This window comes from Ferruginibacter albus, from assembly GCF_020042285.1.
In the GTDB taxonomy this organism is placed as follows: Bacteria; Bacteroidota; Bacteroidia; order Chitinophagales; family Chitinophagaceae; genus Ferruginibacter; species Ferruginibacter albus.
The window spans coordinates 1359251-1385838 of the sequence record NZ_CP083388.1; the positions used below are offsets into that span (position 1 = coordinate 1359251).

Here is a 26588-nt window from a genome sequence, read left to right on the forward strand (position 1 = left end):
TGAACTATAAATGAAAAAAATAATTGTTATATTGATTTTTTGTTTACCGGTATTTTATACTGCTGGCATTGCCCAGGTAACGGTTCAATCGTTACTGCCACAAACAGGTATAATATTAAAAAGCCAATTATGGAATATGCTGGTAGTTAATAATACCGGCAATCCTTTAACAGGCTATTTGGTATTGAATGTATCTGATCGGGAAAGTGGTTCAGAAGTGTTATCCGCTACATCTGGTTTTTTCTCGATTGATAAAGAAGGAAAACAATTAAATGCAGCATCTCTGGATCCTATACAGTATACGTATTTTTCTTTTTCTGGAGATAGAACAACTGATTTTTTGCCAACAGGAAGTTATACTGCATGTTTTAAACTTATGTCAGGAACAGAGACAAGTAGTGAGCTTGCAGAAACTTGTATTCCCTTTGACGTCCAACCGTTAAGTCCTCCGATGTTAACCTTTCCATCAGACAGTTCTGTATTGGTACAATCTCCAGGACAGTTTTCATGGCAACCACCTGCACCACTTACAATGTTTGATCAGCTACATTATGAATTACAGATAACAGAAATTTTGCCTGGACAAACACCACAAGAAGCAATAGAGTTAAATGCACCGTTCTATACTGATTTAAATCTACAAACTAATAATATAACATATACGGGTTCTAATCCTTCTTTTGAAAAAAATAAATGGTATGCCTGGCAAGTTGTAGCGAAGGATGGATTAAACTATGGCGCTAAAACTGATGTGTGGGATTTTAAAATTGATCCTACATTAATAGCGTCATCTTCTATTTCTTCTAGCTATATTTTGGTTCAGAAAAATCAAGCTTCAATTTATTATTTAAAAGATCAAACACTTAGAATAAAGTATTACAGTTATGACCCTACTCAAAAAACAATCTTGAAAATAACTGATCCACAAGGTAAAATCCTAAAGAAGATTTCAGAAACTATAGTTTATGGAGATAACTTCTTAACCTATGATCTTGACAATAAATTTAAGAAAGGACTAGTATACTCAATTGAAATAATTGACAATAAAAATAATAAGAATACTGCTCTTTTTATAATTAATTAAAACTATAGATTTATATGATTTTGCAATTGGTACGATATCAAAAAACAGTAGCCTGGGTTTTATTATGCACATTTTGTTTTTCGATTTTGCCTGGCCTTACCAGAGCATCTAACAATATTGCTACTAATCATTATAACAATATACCTTATATAATAAACCAGCCTCACATTTTTTTACAAGAACCGATTTTGAAAAAAAGGAATGTAGAAAATAAAAAAGAGACTACTAGCATATCTAAATTTTTAAATAGAAAGCAAGCAGTTTTAGTTAATTCCTTAAAACAAAAACTTGATATTGGGGGACCAAGTCAACCAGAAATGTCATCATTTAAAGCGATTGATGCTAGTAATATGGTTGATCTATTCTCTGGAAACTTTAATTACAATATACCATTATTAGATGTAGGGGGATATCCTGTAAATATCTTTTATGATGGCTCAATTACTATGGAACAAGAGTCAAGCTGGGTTGGTTTAGGTTGGAATATTAATCCTGGGAGTATTACAAGAAACACTAGAGGAGTGCCTGATGATTTTGATGGTTCGGAAGAACAAACAGAAACTCAAAACATGAAACCTAATACTACATGGGGAGTAACCTTTACACCCGATTTAGAAGGAATGGGAATAAAGGTTTTGCCTAAATGGTTAACGGCTTCTATGCAAGTGTCCTTTAATAATTACCTTGGGCCTGCAATTGATATAGGTCTTAAAGGAGCTTATGCACATACTATTACTCAAAAAGCCTTATCAGAAAAATCGGCAATCGGCTTAGGTTACAGTTTAAGCTTAGATGCTCATCTAAGTTCACGTGATGGACTCACATTAAGTCCTAATGCTTCTTTGTCATCAACCTATTTTAATGAAGGAAAAGTATCTAGTATTGGAAATAAATTGTCAATTGGTACAAGCTATAATTCCCGTTATGGAATAAAAGATTTACAAATTACAGATCAAACTTCTGCATCTCGCAAAGAACAGGAAACTCCTGTGGATGGCGCTTCAGGATCAACTAAAATAACCTTTGCCAAACCTAGTTATTTGCCTTCTATCCGTATGCCACTTTCTAATATTGCAATAGCAGGCCATGTTCAAGGTGGCTTTGGAATGTTTGGAATAACATTATCTGGAGATATTGAGGCCTTTATTCAGAAATCATATGTTGCACAGGGGGACATAACCCAGCATAAAAAAATGATTGGTTATTTGTATTATCAAAATGCAGCAAGCGACCCTAATGCGATAATGGATTTTTCGCGCTTAAATGATAATGAAGTAACTCCCAACACACCAATTATTTCTGCGCCTCAATATGATTATGATGTATTTACAATACAAGGAGAAGGAACAGGAGGAAGTATAAGAGCTTATAGAAATGATATAGGTTATGTAAGAGATAATTATACAGAAACTAAGGATGGTAATTTTAGCTTAGGTTTTGATTTAGCAGGAGGACACTTGGGAGGTAATTTCGGGATTGTTTTAACGCCATCGAAAATAGGACAATGGGAGAATGGAAATAAATTAAAGGATATCAAAAACTTCACAACTGCATCCGGCAGTTTTGAGAATGTTTATTTTCGTAATCCAGGTGAAACAAGTGTACTAAATACAGGTCAATTTGATCGTATGGGAGGACTTGATTTAGTGCGTTTACGATTAGGTCCAGATGCGGATAATCCAACTATAGAACCAATTTTAGAGCATTTTGATAATCAAGGTAATATGATAACCGGTGCTACTACCGATTTGTCTACTATTCAGGATGATAAAGCTCGTAAGAAACGTTCACAGGTTATTAATTTTTTAACAGCTAAAGAAGCCTCCAATATAGGATTAGATAAAAAAATAAAAAATTATCTAATTGGTAGTTCTATCGTTAAACAGAATAATGATAATACCTTCTCTTTAGCATACAATGAACTAGATAGAACGATTAATGATGTAGATACCAAAAAATCTCATAGAGAAACTCAAATTTCGCAGATAAATGTAACAGAGAATAACGGACGAAGATATATTTATGGGATACCAGTTTATAATCAAATACAGACAGATTTTACTTTTTCTGTAAATGAAAATGAAGTAGCACAGAAGCCAGATAGAGTTACTCTTTCTACCACTTCAACCGAACCTGATGAAGGTACTACAGCCGGAGATCACGATGGGTACTTGCAGAAAACTACAACACCAGCATATGCGCATTCGTTTTTATTATCAGGAGTTCTATCTCCAGATTATGTTGATCTTACAGGAGATGGCATTACTGATGATGATTTAGGCACTGCTGTAAAATTTGATTATTCGAAAATTGGTATTCACAAGTGGCAAACGCCTATGTCTGGCACATCAGGAATAATTGATGCGAACTTTAATGCGGGTAAGTTGACTGAAACAAGCGATGACAGGGGACTAATATCATATGGTGAAAGAGAATCATGGTATTTACGAGTAGTTGAATCTAAAACAATGGTTGCTATTTTTACTTTGGAAAATAGGCATGATGGAAAAGGTGTATTCGATAAACTACAACCGATAGATACTTATGATAATTCTGAGCAACTTCTCAGAAGAATAGATTTATACAGCAAGGCTGATCTTTACAAAAATGGTTTAACTGGTACAAAGCCTGCAAAGCCTATTAAGACAGTGCATTTTGTATATGATTATTCTCTTTGTAAAAATACTCCAGATAATGATAGACAACAAGGTACAGTAAATGAGCCTAACAACTATGGTAAACTCACTCTAAAAGAAATATATTTTACTTTTAACGGACAGGAAAATGTAATTAAAAACCGTTATGTTTTTTCTTATGAAAATACTAGTAATAAAGGGAATCCGGATTATACAATAGGTGCATCTGATAGATGGGGAAATTATAAATCGGCTTTAACGAATCCTACATATGGTAATTCAAGCCGAATGAAAAACAGCGATTATCCTTATGATATACAAGATAGATCTTATAAAACTACAGCAGATGAAAATGCAGGTGCATGGTCATTAAAAAAAATATTATTGCCATCCGGAGGTCAAATAGACGTAACGTATGAAAGCGATGATTATGCATTTGTTCAGGATAAAAGAGCTTCAGATATGGTGAAAATAATGGGATTTGGCCCTGACCCAGATTATAGTCATCATTCCTATTCACTATTTAATATTCTTCCAACATTAGCTTCCAGCGAAAATAATTATGTATTTATTAATGTACCAACATCTTTCTCAAGCAGTAAGGATATCTACAAGTATTATATAGAAGGTCAAGATCAATTGGCTTTTAAATTAGCTGTTAAAATGCCTAAAGGGTATGAATATATAACGTCTTTTGCCAATGTTGATCCTTCTGATGCTTCTGATCCTTCTTCCTGTTGTGGAGCAACAACGGTTCAAGGTATTATATGGGTACGATTAAAAAAGGTAGGCGATGGTAATTTTTATAATCCTCTTTCAATTTCAGCAGTTGAATTTTTAAAGAATCAACTTCCTAATCAAACTTATCCTGTAAACGTGACAGATAACTCAGGGATAATTGCTGTGGGGGGAATGTTACTTAATATGTTAAGTGGATTAGTTTCTGCTTTTGAAGATCCTGTAAATTCTAAGCGCGGACTAGCCAACCAATGTGACCCAGATAGGTGCTTTGTTCGTCTTAATAATTTTTTTGGTTGTAAATATGGGGGAGGGCAAAGAGTAAAATCCGTTCAATTAAATGATAATTGGAATAAAATGACAGGGCAGTATAATTCTATGTATGGACAGACATATGATTATACAACCACAGAAAATATTAATGGAGCAGAAAGGACAATAAGTAGTGGAGTTGCCAGCTATGAACCTTCCACAGGGGGAGAAGAAAATCCGTTTCACACTGCTGTGCAGGTAGAGAATAGATTGCCATTAGGTCCAGCCAGTTATGGTACTATAACTCTTCCTGTTTTAGATGCATTTTTTCCAGCTCCTAGTGTAGGTTATAGTAAAGTTACTGTACGTTCTATGCATAGAGGAGATTTGCCACCAGGCGTAAATAAATTGCGAAGCGATATTGGTAAACAAGTAACAGAATATTATACAGCAAAAGATTTCCCAGTATTCGTCAACAATACATTTTTAGAACCTGGTATTTCTGATAAAGAAAAACATGTTGCACCAGATATATTCAACTTTTATTATAAATACTCATTAGACCTAAAATCGCTATCACAAGGCTTTTTAATAGCCACTAATGATATGCATGGTAAAATGAAATCACAGGCTTCTTACCAGGCAGGAACTGGTACAAATGATGATGAAAAAACGTTAATTAATTATACTGAAAATTTCTATAAAAATACCGGAGCTAATGGTTTAAATGAAAAATTTGATTTTGTAAACTCTGATGGAACGATTGTACAAGGTAACATGGGGATTGACGTGGAGTTAATGAACGACACGAGAGAATTTAGTGTAAAATCTACCAGCTTTGAAGTACAGGGCCAACTTGAATCATTTATAATTCCATGGTTACCTGGCATTTGGCCAGTAACAGGTGAATGTGAAAATACATATAGAGCTGTAACAACAACTAAAGTTGTTAATTATCATAGTGTGCTTGATAAAGTAGTTGTAATAGACAAGGGTAGCCAAGTATCTACTCAAAATCTTTTATATGATGCTGAAACTGGGAATGTAATAGTAAATAGCGCAAATAATGAATTTAATAAGCCTATTTATTCTACGAAGTATCCGGCATATTGGGCTTATAGTGGTATGGGGTTAGCATATAAAAATATTGACGCGACTTACAGTGCTACTTTTAAAGAAGGAGTAATAAGTAATTTAAGTGATGGAGCTAATACGCTCAATCCTAAGGATGTATTTGAGAGTGGCGATGAATTATATGTTTTGGATAAGGGAACAGACCCAACTATTCTTTGTCCACCACCTTCCGGTAATATACAATACACATTATTATGGGCATATGACAAAAATAAGAACACCACAGCCCTTGCAGATCCTAATCCAAACTTTGTATTTATGGATGCTTCAGGTAATTTAATTACCAAAAATGATGTCCCTTTTAGAATTGTGCGTAGTGGAAAACGAAATATGCTGGATGCTACTCTAGCGACATTTAACGCAATGACCAATCCGATAAAAACTATCACACCTACTACAGAAAATCCTTATGGAATTGAATATAAGTTATCAGACAATGAAGATGGTTCACAATCTTTACTTATTACGTTTGGAAGTTTTCCAACAAGCGCAATACAATTAGGCGTATATCAATCACTAAACGGAGGCGCAAATTGGACCAGTTTGTCTACAAGGGATATAATTAGCCCGAGGTTGTATTCGATTCCTGTTAAAAATACCAATGCAATTTATGGAATAAAGTTTGAGGGTGCCAGTTCATCAGTAATACCTTTAAATAATTCTTTAACAGCCGCTGGTCAACATCCTACTGGCACTTCATTCCGGAAACTTATTGTTGATGCCATTTCTGATAAGGTAGTAAATTCAATGGCGGTTGAGTATAAAGAAAAATGGCAAATAGATAATGATGTATTCAAACACTATATAGATGTATTTGATCCTTCTGTTTGTGCAAATGTGCCAAAAGAAGACTGTAGCGGTTACATGGAAAAAACTATCAACCCATATAAAAAAGGCTTAGTAGGTAATTTCAAACCTTTTGTAAATAAAGTATTTTATGACAAAAGAACAGAAACATATCCATTAATACCTACTAATATTTCTGATAATGGGTACCTCTATAATTTTGTTAGCTATTGGGGTTTTTATACAAATAATAATTTAAATGGTTCATTAGTTAAAAGCGTTGTACCAAACACTTCTGCTAATATCAAATGGACATTAGGTGATCAAATTACGAAAATAAATTCCAAAGGGATGGAGTTGGAAACAGTAAACCCTCTTGGAATTTATACAAATGCACAATACGGTTATCTCAAATCACTTCCTATAGCGATTACTAATAACGCTCGATCTAACGAATCTGTTTATGCCGGATTTGAAGATGGTGATTTTAATACTGACATTGATCCTGGCACAAAACTCAATTGTGCTAAACCTGCTTTAGATTTTACTAATGTTGGAACAATTACTGATACAAAAAATACTAATTTTTCTGCGCATACAGGTAGATATGTATTAGCAATACCTCCAACTGATCCTAATATAGATAACAACTATATAACAATACCTGTAAAAAATCCAAGTTTAATCCCTGATGATTTTAGCATGTCATTTGGTATGTATACGCCAATAATTAAAAATTATACTGATAAAGGAGGAAATGTTATTTCGGGTACAATGGTACAAGATTTTCCTTCTCCTTTTAATAGCTATCAAAAAAATTATTCTGATAATCCAAATATCCCATTAAGTTTTGATTCATATATTAAAGGCGATGTAACACTTAATACATCAGTTGTTAATAGCTTTACAAAACCTGTAATATTTTCGCCCGCCGATCATCCTTATAATGATGGTATAGATATTTATAACGGATCTTCTTACACAAGAACTGGGGCAGGCTTTTATCTTGACTTAACAAGTGACATGGGACGTACCTCCTGTGATGGAAATACAATATTTTCAGAAATAAATTTAGAGCAATATGTACAAATTCCAGAATCAGGCAGATATGGACTCATTACAGGCTTTTTTAATAATCTGCCTGATCCTAGTCAGAATTATCCAATATACGATCCGATAAATCCTTGTTATGCTCATACGACCTATTCATACATGAAATTGAAATATACGTTGACTTCAGTTGATCATCCTTCATATACTCTGCCTCCTATTACTAATCAATTTGACGGTCCGACACCTTCAGGGCATCCTTATCCTTATCTTAAAGAATTCGGAGATCCAATGGATTTGTGCGCAGGCATGTATAAGGCCTCTATTTATATTGAAATTTCGTCCTACGCAGCTCAAATTGAATGGCCGAATTTTCAGGTAGGATGTAGTCTTGATGCAGGTATTTTATCGCCTCCTTCAGCGCGTCCAGTAGGCTATAAATCTTTAAATTATTCTGAAAGCTCTGGCTGTCCGGTTATTACGCCTATTGCAGTTACAGATGCAATGTCTAATTCATCCTTTAATATTCTTGCTAATCAAAAAATGGTTTTCAGTGCATGGGTACATGCAGATTGCAGCAATGTTCAAAATGGAGTAGCGTGTAACCAGGTTAATGCAGAATTTAATGATGGCACTTCTTTTTCTTTAACACCTGCAGGTCCAATAATAGATGGTTGGCAACGCTACGAAGGATTATTTACTGCACCATCTTTAGCAACTTCGATGAAATTAAGATTTATTAATAATACGGGCGCACCAATCTATTTTGATGATATACGCATTCATCCATTTAACAGTAATATGAAGAGTTATGTGTATGATCCTTTAAGCTTGCGATTAAATGCTGAGTTAGACGAAAATAATTATGCCAAGTTTTATGAATATGATGAAGAAGGCACTTTAGTTCGAACAAAGGCCGAAACAATAGAAGGAATAAAAACATTAACAGAAACGCGAAGTGCTATTCAAAAGAATATAACTGGATTTTAAATATAAAAAATTACAAGAAGATGATTAAGAAAACAGCAGTAGCTGTAATCGTGAGTTTGTTATGCCAGTGTTCAATAAAGGCGCAGCAAAAAAATAATGTAGCCATTATTAAAGAATTTATGGAAATATGTAATAATTATAGGAAGATCCCACTGCAGTTATCGCTTGAATATAATCAGGGCACTAATTATATTTTAGATAAATCAGACACTGGATCAGTGAAAGCAAACTTTATTTTGGATTCAAATAAATCTTATATGCAGTTTGGTGAAATAGAAGAAATGGCTAATGATTCTACAGCCCTTATAATAAGTAACCCTATTAAGCATATGACCTTGTTTAAAAACACAAAACAATTGCAACAACAATTGCAAAAAATGACAGGTATGATTTTGTCTGATTCAATGATTTTAAAATGGAACGAAAAATATAAAGCTACAAAAAGCAATATATCTACGATAATAACTGAAATAAAATTAAGTAGCCGCACATTATTAAAGGAGACAAATTTTTCAGAAGAGGAAATAAAAATGCTTTTTAATTCAGAAACAAACGAGCCAGAACAAGTAACAAAATTAACTCGGCAGTTGGTGTCAATAGACTCTACAGTATATCAGCAGTTACTTATAAAGCCGACTATGGAAGAGAAATTGATTGTAACAAAAAAAAATAAATACTATGTAGTAAAAGAACAGATAAGTACCTACATATATAAAAACATACAACATCAGACTGGTATTTTGGTTCCAGATATAGCAGAAAGAATTCGTAAGAATGAACAGGGGCAGTATGTTTCTATAAATAAATATTCTCAATACCAAATATCAACTAATATTAATTAGAGGTAGAGAGTGCTTATGTATATTAAGAATAAGCGAATCTACAATATTGCAAAACAGCTGTATAAAGCACAAATTATGTGTAAAAATATGAAAATGATTTTCCTGCAATTTGATATATTTTCTAAAAAAACATTTCGTTTTTTAGGAATAATAATAGCTATATTTTTAACAACCAGCAGTTGTTACGCAATTGGCGACGAAGGTATTGAAGAAACAATACTTGGTAAGCCTATAAAAGGGACAGTTGATGTGACAACACCTCCAACACCTAGCTTGGCAATAGCTAAGGATGCTTTTTCCACTTTGCAATATGCCCGGAATACTAATCAAATAGATGAAAGAATTAAAAATGTAATTACGCTTAGTATTGTAGAAGAAGCAAATATTTTAATACCGGATAACTTTACCGCATCTGTAACTGTACATATTGAATACGGTCAATCTGCTACACAAACTACAGCAACAGACCAAACACTTACAGTTACTTTTAATAAAGAGGAGGGATCGAAATACAATTCAAAAAGCTATTTCTCTTTTGAAAATGCGAAATACGTGAAAATAAGCATTGTCAATGCAAATGATATAAATGTTCCAATGGTAGAAGGAGTGGATATGCGAAATGTGCTATTGCTTACAAACGAAATGAAGGTAACACGTTATTATACATTGGCTAATAATGTAACTCCTTTGCCTTCAACTTTTACTGGGCAAATGGTTGGTGATGAATATAAAATAGATTGGCAATGGCCGGCAGATGCAGGGTATAACTATACTCAATTGGAATGGACATGGTTAGAAAATGATGAAAACGATCAATATAAAAACCTCGACCAGAGTATTAACATGGATCAATTGTTTAAAAATAATGCAACAAGAGTAGATATCAGCATAAAATATGAAAAACAATATTTTAAAATTCCTTTGTATTATGATGGAATTGGGAAATTATATTATCGTATAAGAGCAGTAAATGTTAATAATAATGGTACACGAATGGAAGGACCTTGGACATTAGGAACACCATATGATTTTACCGGACATGAACCAGATTTAAATTGGCAAGTTACTACTACCTATGCTGAAGATGGCAAACATAAGACAGTAATGCAATATTTTGACGGCTCTCTGCGAAACCGGCAAACAGTGACAAAAGATAATGTAACTGAAAATGTAGTTACTGCAGAAACTTTTTACGATGGTCAAGGGCGAGCTGCTGTTCAAGTATTACCAGCGCCAGGAATAAGCAATGTTATACAATATATTAAAGGACTCAATTTATTTAATGGACAGACCCTTCAAAGTAATACTGATCCTTTTCCTGGTCTACCTAAAGACCCGGCAATGTTTTCTTTTGATATAAATTATAGCACTCCCGAACTACTTACCTCTTCATCAACTTCATCTGTACAGGGGGCATCTCAATATTATAGTAGTGATAACGCTAATAAAGCTGCGGAGAATGCATACATACCTGATGCCGAAAAATATCCATACACTGTAACTCGATATACCCCGGATGCAACAGGTAGAATTGCCTCTCAAAGTGGTGTTGGTGCAGCATTTAAAGCTGGTAGTGGAAAAGAAACAAAATATTATTATGGTGACGCAGAACAGGAAATGTTGGATGGTTTGTTTGGTACAGAGGTAGGTAATAAATCTCATTATTTTAAAAACATGGTAAAAGATGCTAACGGGCAAATGAGTGTGAGTTATGTTGATATGCATGGACGAACTATTGCTACCGCATTAGCTGGAGATGCTCCTGCTAATCTTGCATACATTAATGATCCTAAAGACAATCCAAAATATGCAACTGATTATCCTGGACAAACCCCTACTTCTGATTTAACAAGGAATCTTTTAGATAATCCGTACGATAATAACTCTAACGATAATAGTGCTAACATGATTGTAGGTAATTCTATACAATCAGTAAGCTCTATATTAGTTCCTGCAACAACTAAATACACATTTAATTATTCTTTAAATCCACAGGCATTACAGGAAATGTCATGCATCACACATACTCCTCCTACTCCTTTATGTTTTGATTGTATGTATAATTTAGAGTTCTCAATAGTAGATGAAACAGGTGAATTGGATAATCCTGTGATACTTACAAAAAAGTTTAATAATATTAAATTGAATCCTGATGATGATTGTAGTACACCAACCCCTTTATTTAGCCAAAGTGATAATGTAACAGATGAGTGTAGTGGAAATAATTCTACTCCAAACAGTCAAATAATCTTTTGTTATACTCTACCTCCAGGATCTTATTCTATACGAAAAACATTAACCATTAGTGATGAAAGCCTGGAAGCCAATAAGCAACTTTATATTAAAGATGCTATATGCCAGGTCAACTATGACGCTATTTACAATAGTATTAAAGCAACCCTAGAAGCATCGTCTGATTGTGGAAATCCAGATGCTCAAAATATAACATGCCAACAGTGTTTAGACAATATCGGAGACCCCAACAACACAGGGGATATTACCGCATATAAAAATAACTATTTAACATCACTTCATATAGATCCTAACGGAGCCATATCGCCTGAGCTTTTAAATGAAATTCAAGAAAATTTTAGTACACAACGTGCGAGATGTAATGCACTCAATCCTAATATATCTCATTTAAATGTCAGCAAACGTGAATTAATGTTACATGATATGAAACCGTTTTTTGGTCAATATGCTTTAGATAACCTTAAACTCCCAGCTGATCAAGTACAAAATATTAATACTACAGGTAATACAACAGGAGATACTAATCCATTTTATGCGTTGTATGATGTTCTTTATATAGGGGCAACAAGACCAACACCTTTATTTAAACTTCCTAAAAAAGAAGATGGAACAGTTGGGGCTTATCTTGACAAATCAGGGAATGTTTATCCTGCTGCAACAGATCCAACTCAATTATCGATTGCCGATTTCGCAAATCAATTTCAGGATCAATGGGAAGAACAATTATTACCTTATCACCCAGAGTATCAAAAATTGCTTTTTGCCGAACAAAACCTTCAGTCAGTATATGATTGGGATAGTAGATTCAAGAATATGGATTATGCTACAGCTTATGGACAATATTTATCTACAGCTACTTCCATAGTTGATAATGATCCATTTTATCAAATGTGTTTAACTGGTGATTCAAGAGCCCAAATGCTTAGGACAAATATGATAAAAAAGCTTCAGGAAATTAGCAGTACCTACATGGCTTTAGCAGGAGGAGCCAAAGTAAATATGTGGCAAGCTGCTTATGGTAGTGTAATTGGCAGGAGAGATGGCCTTGTTAATCCAAGTGATGCTACTGCCTTTACAAATGACTGCCAAAATGCTCCATCTAAGCCTCAAGTATTATCCTATTACTCCGGGTTACTTAATAGTGTGGAAATTAACCAGTTTTGGACAAATTTTCAAGGTATGTATTCTTCCGCGAGAGAATCAGATATAAATCAATATATCGATTATAATGTACCTCTTTCTAATGCCGATCAGTTAATAAGCAAACACTATATACTTCGTTTTCCTGTTAATAATGATCAAATTGCGACACAAAGTGGATTTAATTCATGGTATAATGACCCTACTCATAGCACATCAGTTTTTCCAACAACATCACCACAAAGTCAGTGTGAAGCTTATATTGCTACATGGACGAATGAATTACTACAATGCGATCAATTAGCAAGCAGAAGTGATAAAGATCAAATTATTCAAAGAATTATAGATGGAATGGAGTCGGTTTGTGAAAGAAGTATTGATGTCAATAATCCTTATGGCTCTTCTAATGCGCCTAATACCCCAACTGGCAACTATTCAAGTTTTGAAGACGTCATAACCGATGTATTTGCATCTGTAAACCCACCTATTGATATTAGCAATTTTTGCAACCCATACGTCATAGAAAGTCCAAAACCTTATGGGAAGTCCCCACAATTAATACCTACTATCACAGATCATATTGATGATTGTTACTGTACCCAATTTTCACAGATAAAAGAACAAATTGCGGGGCATATTAATTATTTCTCTGTTAATGCCTATCTAAAACAAGAATATGGGCAAACCATTACCGAAGATTTGTATAATGCACTCGAAGATTATTGTGATGGAGGTCTACAATTCCGTCCCACAGGTACAGATGGCGAAGAAGCATCTAGTACACCTCCATTTGCACCATTTTCTTATCCCCAGCCAATACCTGATTATTTACAATGTAATTATGTAAGAGAATGTTTAACTTGTTCTCAGTTGAGTTCTTATATTCAACAATACTATGATCAATTTCATATCTTGCCGGTTTTTGCCCCTGCTGATAATATTTCATTTACTGAAAGTGAAATTGCTATAAACGAGTCTTTCGCAAGGTTTGTAAATTATAAAACAGGATTTCAATTAACTTGGCTCGATTACTTTAAGAAAGCAAATGAAAATGGCTGTACTCTTAGCCAATTTTCTTCCAACACTAATGCTTCGCAAACAGTTGTATGTAAAAGCAGTCAACCGCTTACTGATGCTTCTGATATTAAGCCACAGAATAAATGTAAGCAAGTAGATGATATGGCAGCTGCAATAGCAAAACATATTTATAATTTACAGATGCAATATTTGCTCAGAAATTTTGAAACTGATTATCGTGCAAAATGCCTGGGTGTCCAAAGTATAGAAACATTTTCAGTAACGTATAAACCCAAAGAATATCATTACACTTTATATTACTACGATCAGGCTGGTAATTTAGTTAAAACCGTGCCTCCGAAAGGTGTAAATCCTAATTTTACAAAGACTTTTACAGATGCAGTAGAAGCAGCTAAGTTAGCTGGTAGTTCTTATGTTCCTACTCATACTTTAAGTACAAATTACCGTTACAATAGCCTTAATCAGGTAATTGCGCAAAGTACTCCTGATGCCAATACTTCATTGTTTTGGTACGATAGATTAGGTCGCTTGCTTGTGAGCCAAAATGCACAACAAAAAATAGATAATAAATATAGTTACACAGTATACGATGGTTTGGGAAGAATTATAGAAGTAGGACAAAAGCCACAGGCTGCAAATAGTATGAACCAAACAATTAGCTCCAGTGTGCGAGTTGGTAGCAATCCTACGCCATACGAAACCTGGTTTAATAATAATAGTTATGGTTCCAGGGAGCAAATAACTTGTACTCATTATGATGTTTGGTATGACCTATTTCATAATAATCATCCTACTACTGATTTTACAGACCAACAAAATTTACGTAACAGGGTTAGTTATACTACCTATACGTCTATAGCAACATCACCATCCAATCCTGACGGTGATTATTACACGGGCACTTTCTATTCTTATGATATCCATGGGAATGTAAACACATTATTGCAAGATTATAAGGGAGTAGTTCCAATAGGAGATCCTAATCGCTTTAAAACAATTGATTATGATTATGATCTGCTAAGTGGTAAAGTAAACCAGGTAAGCTATCAACCTAACCGGTTAGATGCTTTTTATCACCGGTATATGTATGATGCAGAAAATAGGCTGATTGAAGTACAAACAAGTAAAGATCAAATAGTGTGGGAGCATGATGCCAAATACAATTATTACAAACATGGACTACTTGCCCGTACTATATTAGGTCAATTGCAGGTACAAGGTTTAGATTATGCATATACTTTGCAAGGTTGGTTAAAAGGTGTTAATAGTACAAGCCTCGACGGTACTACGGATATTGGAAAAGATGGCTCACCATCAACAGGAACCTTAGGACCTAATCCAGTAGCTCGTGATGTTTATGGATTTGCATTACATTATTATGATAATTTATCTTCAGCAGCAGGAGCAAAAGACTACTCTTCCATTAGTGGAACAAGTGCGTTTGCTAATATTATCAGCGATGGAAGTTTTAAATCTCTTTATAATGGCAATATTGCAGGGATAAGTATTAATAATGCGGGGCTGTTGAAAGGTGATCCAGCTACAACAAACGCAGATCCGTTATTTTACAATTATGGCTATGATCAGTTAAACCGTATAGTCAGTATGAAAGTTTTTAGTGGATTGCAAAATAATAGTTGGGCTTCTGCCAGTAATATTCATGATTATGCAGAAGTAGCCACCTACGATCCTAATGGAAATATCAGAACTTATGATCGAAATGGCGCTCCAGCGATAAGTATGCCTGAATCAATGGATAAATTGAATTATAATTATTATGCTAATACAAATCAATTAGCACAGGTTGAAGATGATCCAACTATTAGTAATAATTATACAGATGATATAGATAATCAATCTCATAATGATAACTATACGTATGATCAGATTGGAAACTTGAAAGAAGATAAAGCATCAGATATTACAGATATTACATGGAATGTATATGGGAAAATACAACAGGTGACTAAAAATACAGATCCTGGATCAGGATGTCATAATTGCATAACATACATTAATTATAGTTATGATGCAACAGGAAACAGGATATCCAAAACAATAAGTACTTATGCAGGCGGTTCAAAAACTACTCTATATGTGCGGGATGCATCGGGAAACGTAATGAGTATTTATACGCCTAATGACAATGAAGGTTTTGTACAAAGCGAGACATATATATATGGAAGTTCCCGTTTGGGAATGGTAACAACTCAATCTGTTTCCCCCGTACAAGTAAACATTGATGCGGGTTATGGATTAAAAGAGCTATTTAATGATGATACCAAAGCTGCATTGTTTACCTTTACAAGAGGAGAAAAGCTTTTTGAACTCAGCAATCACTTAGGTAATGTATTAGTTACAGTAAGCGATAGGAAGATACTTATATATCCCGGTAGTGACGCTAATAATGGCGGTTGCGAAAACGGAGGTGCGAAAGACGATTTAATTGTACCTTATCGTAATGCTGTACTAACTTATGTGGCAAGGAAAAGTATAGTTTTTCAACCTGGTTTTAATGCAGTAGATCAAAATCCTTTTGTGTCATTCACGGCTTACATTGACCCTATGTTGCAACCATGTACTGATTATGTAGAAAACGAACCAATACCTGTAGCAAGTTATTATAAAGCAGATGTAATTAATGCTAATGATTACTATCCCTTTGGGATGGATATGCCTGGAAGAAGTTATAACAATGTAAGTGAGTATAGGTATGGGTTTAATGGGAAAGAAAAAGATAAAGACATTGCAAGTGGTGATTTGGATTTTGGAGCAAGAATTTATGATACTAGAACTGGAAGATGGTTGAGTTTAGATCCTCTACAAATGAAGTATCCAGATTTGAGCCCATACAATTATACCGCAAATAATCCTATTTCATTTATTGACCCCACTGGTAAAATAATTAGAATTTATTATGCTGGCGGTCATTATGATTATACGCCTGGGATTGCACCTCCAAAAGGAAGCCCGGAAATCGTAATGAAAATTCACGAAGCATGTGTTTATAATATGCATACAGAAGAAGGAACCAAGATATGGAATCAGTTAGCAAGTTCAAAAGGAATAGTTGAAATATCTTATCTTAAAGCCAATGAGCAAAATACTGCGGCAGATTCTAAAGCATTTGATTTAAACGTTGATAATTTAGGTAAAACTAATAAAGATGGAGAAGATATAATAGGCTCGCTAAATTGGGATTTTAACACAGATTTCTCTGTTGAAGATGATCATGGATTTTTAAAAGGATTTCTATCTCCTTCTACAGTATTACTTCATGAACTAGGACATGCACAGGATGCTGATGATGCATTAACGGCAAGTAAAAAGGATAAAGATGCGATTACAAAGTTCAAAGCAAGTGCCACTCTAACATATGGATATGATGCCCAATTTGATACGGAAGAAGAAAAGAAAAATATCCAAACAAAGGAAAATGTATATGTTCGTCAAATCAACAGTTGGGAACAAAAGAATAATGGTGAGAATCCGACATATCAACCAATCCGGACAAATCATAAAGGTGGTTTAAGATATTTAAATAACCTTAAAAATGTAAAAATTGGGGTAAATCAAGTTAATGATGCAACTAGATATGATAAATGGCGTTGTGAAGAAGAAAATGCAGGACATACTATAAAAGATGACGATGGAATTAAAAGATAAGTAAAACAATATATTTTATGAAAAAAATGGCAATACTGATATTCTTTTTAATGTTCATTCATAAGTCATTTTGCCAGGTTTATTTGTGGCGTACAACTATTGGTACAAGTGCAAACGCTATAGATACATTTGTGCCTATTGGAGATAGTTTTATTATAAGGAAAAAAAATCTACCAGATTTATTCATTGACACAATAAAGATTAATAACTATGATTACCAAATAACCCATTATCATATTGCATCAAAAGAAATAGAAAGAAAATTAATTAACGATACAGCTGATCAAATATTCAACGATAGCTTAAATCAATCATCTAGATTAATTTTTGAATCTAATAAGTCATCTTTTAATATTCCCACTATTCCACTTACACATATTATTTATTTACAAAATTTAGGAATTATTGTAGGATTGTCTAAAATAGCTGCCAGTCCTTATAATATAGTTGTCTATTCTACAAGTGGAAAACTGTTATGCAAACGAAGTTTACATAGTTTAGAATTAAAGCTTAAAAAAAAGAATTTTAAAAATCTATTTAAAAAAAAATTAGGTTTTTCTTATTGTTTAAATTCTAATTTTATTGTTAAAGAGAAAGGAAATTATTTTGTAGAAACAAGTAAATGTTTACTAAATTCAATAAGTATGGATTCTCTGTGGAAAATGAAAATAATCATTCCCAACCATTATTTTCCATCTATGAATACTAGTGCGTGCTTATATTGTACGTATACCAATTTTTTTTCGGATTCAGATCCTTTTTATGATTTGATTTTGGTAAATTCGAAACCTCGAGCAATAATATTAAATTCAGACGATGGAAAAAAAGTGAGAATTTCTCTGAAAAGCATTAATTGAGGTTCATATTTTATCACATTTACGTGTTATAATGGTTTTCACTAAAATGCATAAAATTTAACTGATAAATCTTCCATTTCGTAATCAAACCAGGTTTCCAAATATCTTAATGCTTTATTTCGAAAGATAAATATTTTAATAATTTCTGAAGAATCAACAAAGCCATCAATTAGCTCAAATATATTTCCCTTTGTGTCTTTCATTTTACAGCTTTCTACATAATCAGCTTTAAGTTTTAATTTTTCATTACTTATTTTAATTATTTTATAATCAATTTGACTAATAAAATCCTCTATATCTAGCTTTGATTTATATAAGATGAATCTGCATCTTGGAGAACATGTTATTGCATGATTTCTTGTTGAAAAAAATTTATCACCACAGATCTTGCAATTTTTCAAATATTTGATACTAACTAATGCCATAATATATACAGTTGCTTCACTACTATCAGACAAAACGTTTTTAAAACGTTTTTGAAATGCTTTATTGGAATTTAGAATTGTTCTTGCTAAAATATTTATTTTGGAACTATAAAGGTTACTTTTATTAACGTGATTTTTATTGAAAGTAATAAATTTATCCTGTTTTTTTAGAGCAGGTTATAAATAAAAAATCGAAATGTTTCACCAAAAAATATAATAAAAGAAAAGTGTTTGTTTTTGTTATTAAAACGAAACAACGTTAGGACTCTGCATATTTTATACATCAGAATTAAATAAAAAAGATTTTTCTCAATTAAATATTTTTTCCCTATTTATTTCCTTGGCTGCCAGATAAGAAATGGTAATTTTACTATATTATGATAGTTTGACTATTAAATTACAATTATAACTACAAAAAATCCAGTTAAACTTAAAGCTATCTCTATAATCTTTTTTATTATAAAGTTATATTCATATTGCATTTCAAACATTTTTTGTTATTCCAAATCAGTTAAATCACCTTAAAAATACTACTTGGTATTTCAAATTGAAATTTTTAGTTTGTGTCACATTCTAATTTATCCTTAAAAAGATTATAACCCTCTCTTCCTATAAGAAAAAATATTTTTTTGAGGAACTCTGTCAAACAGGGTTACAAAACATCAATTGCTTATAATGATTCCCATTTCTTTTACCATAATTTAAGAGTTGATCATATTAAATGATAATGACCGTAGTAGCAATTGATAGCACCTACTATTTATAACATTATAAAATTTAAGAAGTATGCCTTCTACAGCGAAACAACTATTGGATAGAGCAAGAAGTTTATTGGGTCGACACGTTACCTACAAACTAGGTCAGGGTGGTTTTAATCCAGATCAAGTACCCGATCAATTCAATGGAACACAATTAGATTGTAGCGGGTTCGTTGCGTGGTGTTTGGGAATTAATAGGCATATTGCCAACCAATTTTATGCAACAATAAATGGCGAAAACGGAAGAGGATGGTTTGAAACATCAGCTGTTTATAAAGATGCTCAAAACTCCGCAGGTATACTTACCCAAATTACAAATCCAATACCGGGATGCATCGCAGTTTACGGTGATTATTCAATCGATGGGATTAATCATCAAGGGCATATTGGGATAATTACAGAAGTTGACATATACCATAAGCCAATAAAAGTTATTCATTGTTCAGCTTCAAATTATAATACTACTGGTGATGCTGTTCAGGAAAATGCAAGCCAGGCTCTTATAAATAATAATAAAGTAATTTTTGCATGGGTTGATGCACTGCCTAATGAATCACATGATCCAATTAATATAGAAAATTTATTCTCAAAATTTCGTCCCGATCTTAAACGTGAAATAACAGAGAAAAACTATTTATCGGTTAACAAACAGAGAAAAGAATGCTTTCCGCTTTTTGAATATAGGAAACCTAATAAGCTTATATACCAAAGCTTTTACTATCCTGAAGAAAATAGCTTTTTTTTTCAGTCAAAGGCAGCAATATGTGCAGATGGCGCGCCCAATGCATATAAGATAGGAGATATGGGAATTGATTATTTAGCAAATGCGGGAAAACCTCCATATAAAAATGCTCCCACCGATAGTAATTTAAACTCATGGCAATGGTATGGGATTGTAACTGATAAAGAAAACAACCCCATCGTTCAGAGTGCAGAAGAGCCGGCACCTAGTTTCTTTGTATCACAAACAGCTCAAGGAAATTGGCAGGAGTTTCCGGATACTGATCAACGATGTTATGTTAATGCTAATGAAATACCGTACATAGTACTTCCTTCAAATAAAGGTCATGGGGCCAGACTTGGTGATTTTGCATATGTAGTTGACAAAAAGACTCAAAACCATATTCCTGCAATTTTCTCAGAGATCGGTCCACAAAATAAACTTGGAGAGATGTCTATCAAGGCTGCACAAATGTTAGGGATTAATGCAAATCCTAAAACAGGCGGCTCTAATAGAAAAGATTTTTTTTATATAGTCTTTCTCAACAGTGGAAACAACAAACCAAGAACATATAATGAAATTGTTGAAAATGCAACCAATCTTTTTGAACAATGGGGCGGCTTAAAACGAGTATCTGAAATTGGAGATATTAGTGTTTGACACCTAGTTAATGAATAAATAAATCCACTAAAATAAGTATCAATTATGGGTATTCCTTCAAAAATATCACGTCGTAAATTTGTAGCGGATACTACTCTCTCTGCTTTTGCGCTTTCGCCACTTGTTACTTTTTTAGCAGGTTGCATTGGGGTTGATGAAGGTTTCTTATTCAACGGATTCAAAGATGATGATTTTCATTTTTTTGATAACAATTTAACCAATCTTCATTTTTATTTTATCAATGCAAAAATTAATAAGAAACAATTGGTTCTTAAAACGGGCTTAGAATGTTACATGATCGTTAAAATCCCTCAGCAACATATTTCTGAAGAATTGTTATCAGAGAAGGATTTTAATGATAACTATTTAAATAAAAACAAAAACGTCACTTCAAAAATTTCAGGATTTTCCTATTTAGCATTTACATTGTTTCCCGGAACTTCAATTAACGAAAAAAGGCGGATTGAATTAAGCGATATAAACACTTTGCTTGATTGGAACAATAAAAAATACTACGAGTTAATTATACCTTCTGCGAGCCAATATCATAAGTTTAATGGAGATACTAATATACCACCAGATACAATAGCTAATGGGCTAACTAATTTTAAAAAATCAGGAAATCCATTAGAAATTGATGATAATATTAATAACTATAAAACGGAAAAAGAGGAAGATAAAATAATAGCCTTTTACAAGCATATCTGCCAAACACTTTTTAATGTAGGGGAAGAAAATTTTCCAATAACATTACTTGAAATACCTCAAGGACTTTTTTTAACTCCTTATAGTGGCCAGGATACAGGAAAACAGGTAAAAACAGTTTTTTCCAAACCCGCTGTTGAGATAAAAAGATTTGTTTATAATTCTTCCAAAGGAAAAGTCATTCGATCGGTTCAGGAAATTTGGAATACTCAAATGTGGTTTCAGCAATTTGAAAATAATAAAGCATTTGGGGATAGGTATGATCCATCATTAAGACCTGCCGGCTTTACAAATTCTACTGAAATTTGTACAGATGATAATAACACACCAATACCATGTCCACCAGCAAAAGGAGACTGTGAAAAAAGCAATTTTAATTTTCTCCCCACATTTATAGATAAACAAGAACTAACGTATATATCAAATCTTGGAAGGGAAAATGCTTATAATGAAGGCCCGGAATGGAATATTGAAACAAAGGGGTTAACATTTACAGGCTTAGGAGCCATTGCCAAGTTTCATTATAAAAATTACACTCCTCCTGCCGGAACAAGCCTTGCGGAATACGAGCACCACATTACACTTGGTAGAGATGAATATATCAAAGTTGCAAGAATTGGAGTGATTTCTTGTACAGGGCAAAGGGCTTTGCATGTTAAAATAGGCCAACGAAAAATTGAACAGGGCATTTCCTACATGGAGTTTAAGGAGTATGTAGAAATTATAGAAAAAGAGATTGTTTATTTTGATCCTGGCTTATTTATTCCTGGCGACCCCAACCCGTCAGAACCCTATAATTATATTCAGGTAAGAAAAAGTTTAAAAAAACCTTCAACAATAGTTCATAGTTATGATGATATTTATGATGGCAATGATAATTCAATTAAGGAAAATGATGTTTGGGATGATCGGGAAATCTGGGGTTTGAATGAATTACCGGAAAACTGGAATACACATTATAAAAGATGGATGTTTCAAAAAGTAGTTTCTACAAGCACAGTAAGTAAACCAATAAAAACAGATTTACCGGAAGCCTGCGCTTATCCTCTTTCTGATTGTGCCCAGGCTTTTTGGGGGGTATTAGAAATAGAAGAAGACGGTATTCATAAAGATTGTTTTATGGATTTTACCGGGTATGATTGGAATAATAAGGAAATCAAATTTTCAAGCTCATTTCTTTTTATCCGGAAAGATATTATTGAAACAGGTAAGAGTGTTTTTGCAACCGAAATTTTTAAAAAACTGTTTTTTGATCAGCCTTTGATCAGGCGTCAAATTAATTTTATAAATTCTGAAATTGCTTTTACAAAAGATTTTATTCCAGCATACCAATCTAATAACAATCAAGAGCAATTGCAAAATAAGTCCAATGTAGCTAAAACAGATTTTGTAGAATACTATTTCAGTTTATGTTTAGAATCCTCTGGAGAGACATTAGAATACGATGCTGCTAATAAAAAGGTAAAGGATAGCGGTAAGATAGTTAATGTAAGTTCAGTTTTTAATGAACGGATTTTTCCATTATATCCACAAGTAAAAAGGGCTCAACTATATATCGATAACATTCAAAGTTATTCAGATCAACCTTTGGTCTCTATTATCGAATACAATGAGGATTTTGTTAAGTATGGCTACCAGGGCTTCGTAAGAAAACCGCCACCAGACTGTAGTATAATAGTCAATGAAAACGGCAAACCATCGATTTATAATAAAGCAAGATTGATTTTTAATCACACAGAAAAATTTATTCGTGATGCGGAAGATGTTTTACATTTTAATGGGGAAACAAAAAAATGGGAACAAACAACATTAACCGGAGCATATACTAAGATCAAGCAGGCCTTTTCGGGAGCGGGTGATAAGATCGGAGGTTTAATAAATCCTGATTTCGATATACAATGTATCGGACTTGTAAAACAAAGTATTTCAGTAGGCAAAAAGATTAATGAAAAATATAAAAATGCTTCAGACTCTTTAGATAAAATAGAAAGATTTAACCCTGGTGATTTATTAAGGCAAGCACCCGAAATATTTAAAGGGATTAGTCTTTTGGATATTTTAAAAGAAGTATTCCCAGAATACGAAGCGCCTGTAAATGATATAAAGAATGTTGCCGGCCAGATCGAGGGGCAATTAGACAGTTTACCAATCTTAAAAAAGATTCAGGATTATAATAACAAATTCCAGGAAAGTATCAATGCTGCAAAACAAGAAATAGAAAATTTAAAAGCGGAAATTGATGATACTGTAAAAAAGATCAATGATGCGGAAAACGAAATTAAACTGCTAAAAGATCAACTCAATGATCAGTTTCAATTTTCAGATATACAGAATTTGATCAATAATAAAGTTGAAGAGTATAAAAATTATTTTGCAAACGGCTACAATGATATCATTAACCAAATATCAATTGATGTTGATAAAGCTATTGATTTTGTTATAACGCAGGTAATAAAAAGTATAGAAAAGCTATTAAAAGCAATCACTGATTACGATCCTATAGATCCCGATTTAAAAGACACTGCTCTCACCAACCCAAGAAATAGAAACCAGATATATGCTTTTTTTACTGATCAGCTTTTGATTGATTTGGGTAAAGGAGTAGATGAAGATAAAAAGGCCATAAACATTGTAACCTCATTTGTGTCTTTTTTATTTGATGGCAATGGGGAAAATGCAGATATAAAAAAATACAAAGACCTTGTCTTTGATAATAAAGGAAATTTTAAAAAATATGATGATATAAAGCAAGAGATTACAAAAATAATCAAGGAAGGAAACTCTTCATTGATCGATATTTACAATTCATACAAAGAAGCTGCTCAACAGGAAATTGATAGCAAGGCAGCTTTGATCTTAAATAAAATATCGATTGATCAATATAATACAGTGTATGACGATCTTCAAAAATCCTTAAAAATCTATAACGATGTTTTAGACGTTAAACAAAAAAAGCGTAACGCTATAAAAACACTTTTAAGCGATCTTAAAAATACCCAATCAAAAATAATTTATCAATATGAAAGACAGATTTCAGTGCAGCTTGCCAAGCTTGATAATATTTATGACCTGGTTCTTGGCAGCGAACTATTTTATTGGATAGATAAATATGAAACTCTTAAAAAAGATTACAATGCACTTCAAAGTAAAGTAGGAAGCAAAAAAGATAAACTAGGGGACGCAGTTTTAGATATAACAGCAATAATCAATAATAATAATTTAAATACTCTCCGGGATACAGTTCAAAAAGCCTGGACTGATCTGCAAACAAAGTGCGCTAACGATTATAAGCTTTTTTTAGATGCTGAAAATTCTAATGGGTCGTCGAAAGGTAATTTTTTAAAACTTATTAATGATAAAGTAGCGTTGCATCAAAATGAAATAACTGAATATTTAAGCTCAATATTTTATCCTCAAATAGTACAGGCAAATGAAGTTTTTAACAAAATAAAAGAGAAAGAGAAAAGTATTGAAGACAAAGTGAAGGGTGAACTTGTTGGCTTTAAAAAAGATCTTAGAGACCGCCAAACGGAATATGAAAATAAGTTAAACAAGTTTATAGATACAGCAGCTAAAAACGTAATTGAACAAGTTCAAAAATTTATCACTTATCTAAATGATCAAATATTAAACGATCCTTCAAAAGTAGAGCTCATAAATGATCTGGCTGAAGCAAAAGACCTTTATAACAAACTTGCGGCTTTAACTAAAAAAGAAGTCAACTTCAATTGGCAAACTGCATCTATAAAAAATGCTGATTTTGGCATAGTAGCTTTTTTAGCTTCAGATAATCCTAAAACTACATTTTCAGTTAACGTTAAAAATGTAATCTACTTTCAGCCCAATAAATTTCCATTAGTAGTAAGCAAAGTAGAAACGCTTGCAGAAAATAAGCTGAACAATTTTGGGTTAAGCTTATTTAGGTCAATGATAATTAACTTTAATGAAGTTAGTTTTTCAGCAGGCACAAATCAAAAGCCAAAGTTTGAAGTAAAGATCAGGGACGTTCAGTTTGCCGGCGCACTGTCATTTGTACAAGCTTTTGAAAGTTGGCTACAGTCGCTCATGGGCGATGCATTTAGACTTAAAATTCAACCCACTAATGTAAATATTGGGTACACATTACCCATCCCCAGTATTAAAACTCCGGGCTTTAATTTCTTTAATCTCACTTTAAATTTTGATTTCTGGCTGTATTTTGATAATAAACCATTACAATTAGGCTTTTCATTGGCAAGAAAAGATGACAAGTTTGGAATGGCTGTAGGTATTTATGCAGGGTTTGGTTTTTTTGGTTTAATAGCTGAACCAAAAAGAGGAATTACAGAGATAGAAATAGGATTTGAATTTGGGGGATATTTCGGATTATCACTTGGTCCTTTGAGGGGAGAAGTAAAGCTTGTTGTTGGACTTTATTATAAAAAAGACGATACTGGAATAACTATCGAAGGATACTTTTTATGTGAAGGGAGAGTACAATTATGGTTTGTTATGATCAATGCTCGTTTTTATATGGGCATAAAAAGTCAAAACAATTATGTTGAAGGGCGTTGCACAGTTTCGTACGAGATCAAGTTGGGTTGTTTCTTTAAATTATCTTTTCAAGCATCATATTACAAAAAAATTGCAGGAGCCACACCCGGAAATGATGCGTCGGACGGTAATCAACAAAATGCACAATTAGTTAGTCATGCTGCTATGCTGCTTCCTGTAGATAAAAGACGCGGATTGGTAAATATGGATTCTACTGATTCTCTGAATAGATCTCAAAATACTATTAAAAGGACGGTAATACCATTGTCTAAAAAGGAGTGGTTAGATTATTTACAATCTTATAATTAAAATAATTAGAT

General features: G+C 33.1%; 8 protein-coding genes. 7 read left to right on the plus strand and 1 reads right to left on the minus strand.

The features are described 5' to 3' along the window. Window positions 1-10 precede the first annotated feature (10 nt). The 5 genes from K9M53_RS06050 to K9M53_RS06070 all read left to right on the plus strand — a co-directional run bounded on the left by K9M53_RS06050 (window position 11) and on the right by K9M53_RS06070 (window position 18466). Window positions 11-1084 (plus strand): hypothetical protein, encoded by a 1074-nt coding sequence (locus K9M53_RS06050; RefSeq protein ID WP_224018727.1) that lies wholly within the window; start codon window positions 11-13, stop codon window positions 1082-1084. Between the two features lie 14 nt (window positions 1085-1098). Then, on the plus strand, window positions 1099-8670 hold the full coding sequence (locus K9M53_RS06055; protein WP_224018728.1) for a hypothetical protein: 7572 nt from the start codon (window positions 1099-1101) through the stop codon (window positions 8668-8670). Window positions 8671-8690: 20 nt separating this feature from the next. Further along, window positions 8691-9512 carry a hypothetical protein gene (locus tag K9M53_RS06060; protein ID WP_224018729.1) on the plus strand — a complete coding sequence of 274 codons (822 nt, stop codon included), beginning with the start codon at window positions 8691-8693 and terminating at the stop codon, window positions 9510-9512. A gap of 87 nt (window positions 9513-9599) precedes the next feature. Further along, window positions 9600-17609 (plus strand): RHS repeat domain-containing protein, encoded by an 8010-nt coding sequence (locus tag K9M53_RS06065; protein ID WP_224018730.1) that lies wholly within the window; start codon window positions 9600-9602, stop codon window positions 17607-17609. A 17-nt stretch (window positions 17610-17626) separates the two neighbouring features. Beyond that, window positions 17627-18466 (plus strand): hypothetical protein, encoded by an 840-nt coding sequence (locus K9M53_RS06070; RefSeq protein WP_224018731.1) that lies wholly within the window; start codon window positions 17627-17629, stop codon window positions 18464-18466. A gap of 41 nt (window positions 18467-18507) precedes the next feature. Here K9M53_RS06070 and K9M53_RS06075 read toward each other — a convergent pair whose 3' ends face one another. After that, window positions 18508-18891, minus strand: coding sequence for a recombination protein NinG (locus K9M53_RS06075; protein WP_224018732.1), 384 nt, complete (start codon window positions 18889-18891; stop codon window positions 18508-18510). 786 nt (window positions 18892-19677) lie between these two features. Between K9M53_RS06075 and K9M53_RS06080 the strand changes: the two genes are divergently transcribed. Both K9M53_RS06080 and K9M53_RS06085 read left to right on the plus strand, forming a co-directional pair. Continuing rightward, a complete protein-coding gene (locus K9M53_RS06080; RefSeq protein WP_224018733.1) occupies window positions 19678-21030 on the plus strand; it encodes a CHAP domain-containing protein in 1353 nt (450 codons plus the stop codon). A gap of 45 nt (window positions 21031-21075) precedes the next feature. Then, the gene (locus tag K9M53_RS06085; RefSeq protein ID WP_224018734.1) at window positions 21076-26577 is read left to right on the plus strand and encodes a coiled-coil domain-containing protein; all 5502 of its coding nucleotides are present in this window, start codon (window positions 21076-21078) and stop codon (window positions 26575-26577) included. The last annotated feature ends 11 nt before the right edge of the window (window positions 26578-26588 follow it).

Bases quoted from the DNA above. Each gene is read 5' to 3' on its own strand.
- K9M53_RS06065 (WP_224018730.1), top strand. From the start codon at position 9,600: ATGAAAATGATTTTCCTGCAATTTGATATATTTTCTAAAAAAACATTT.
- K9M53_RS06060 (WP_224018729.1), top strand. From the start codon at position 8,691: ATGATTAAGAAAACAGCAGTAGCTGTAATCGTGAGTTTGTTATGCCAG.
- K9M53_RS06070 (WP_224018731.1), top strand. From the start codon at position 17,627: ATGAAAAAAATGGCAATACTGATATTCTTTTTAATGTTCATTCATAAG.
- K9M53_RS06075 (WP_224018732.1), bottom strand. From the start codon at position 18,891: ATGGCATTAGTTAGTATCAAATATTTGAAAAATTGCAAGATCTGTGGT.
- K9M53_RS06050 (WP_224018727.1), top strand. From the start codon at position 11: ATGAAAAAAATAATTGTTATATTGATTTTTTGTTTACCGGTATTTTAT.
- K9M53_RS06080 (WP_224018733.1), top strand. From the start codon at position 19,678: ATGCCTTCTACAGCGAAACAACTATTGGATAGAGCAAGAAGTTTATTG.
- K9M53_RS06085 (WP_224018734.1), top strand. From the start codon at position 21,076: ATGGGTATTCCTTCAAAAATATCACGTCGTAAATTTGTAGCGGATACT.
- K9M53_RS06055 (WP_224018728.1), top strand. From the start codon at position 1,099: ATGATTTTGCAATTGGTACGATATCAAAAAACAGTAGCCTGGGTTTTA.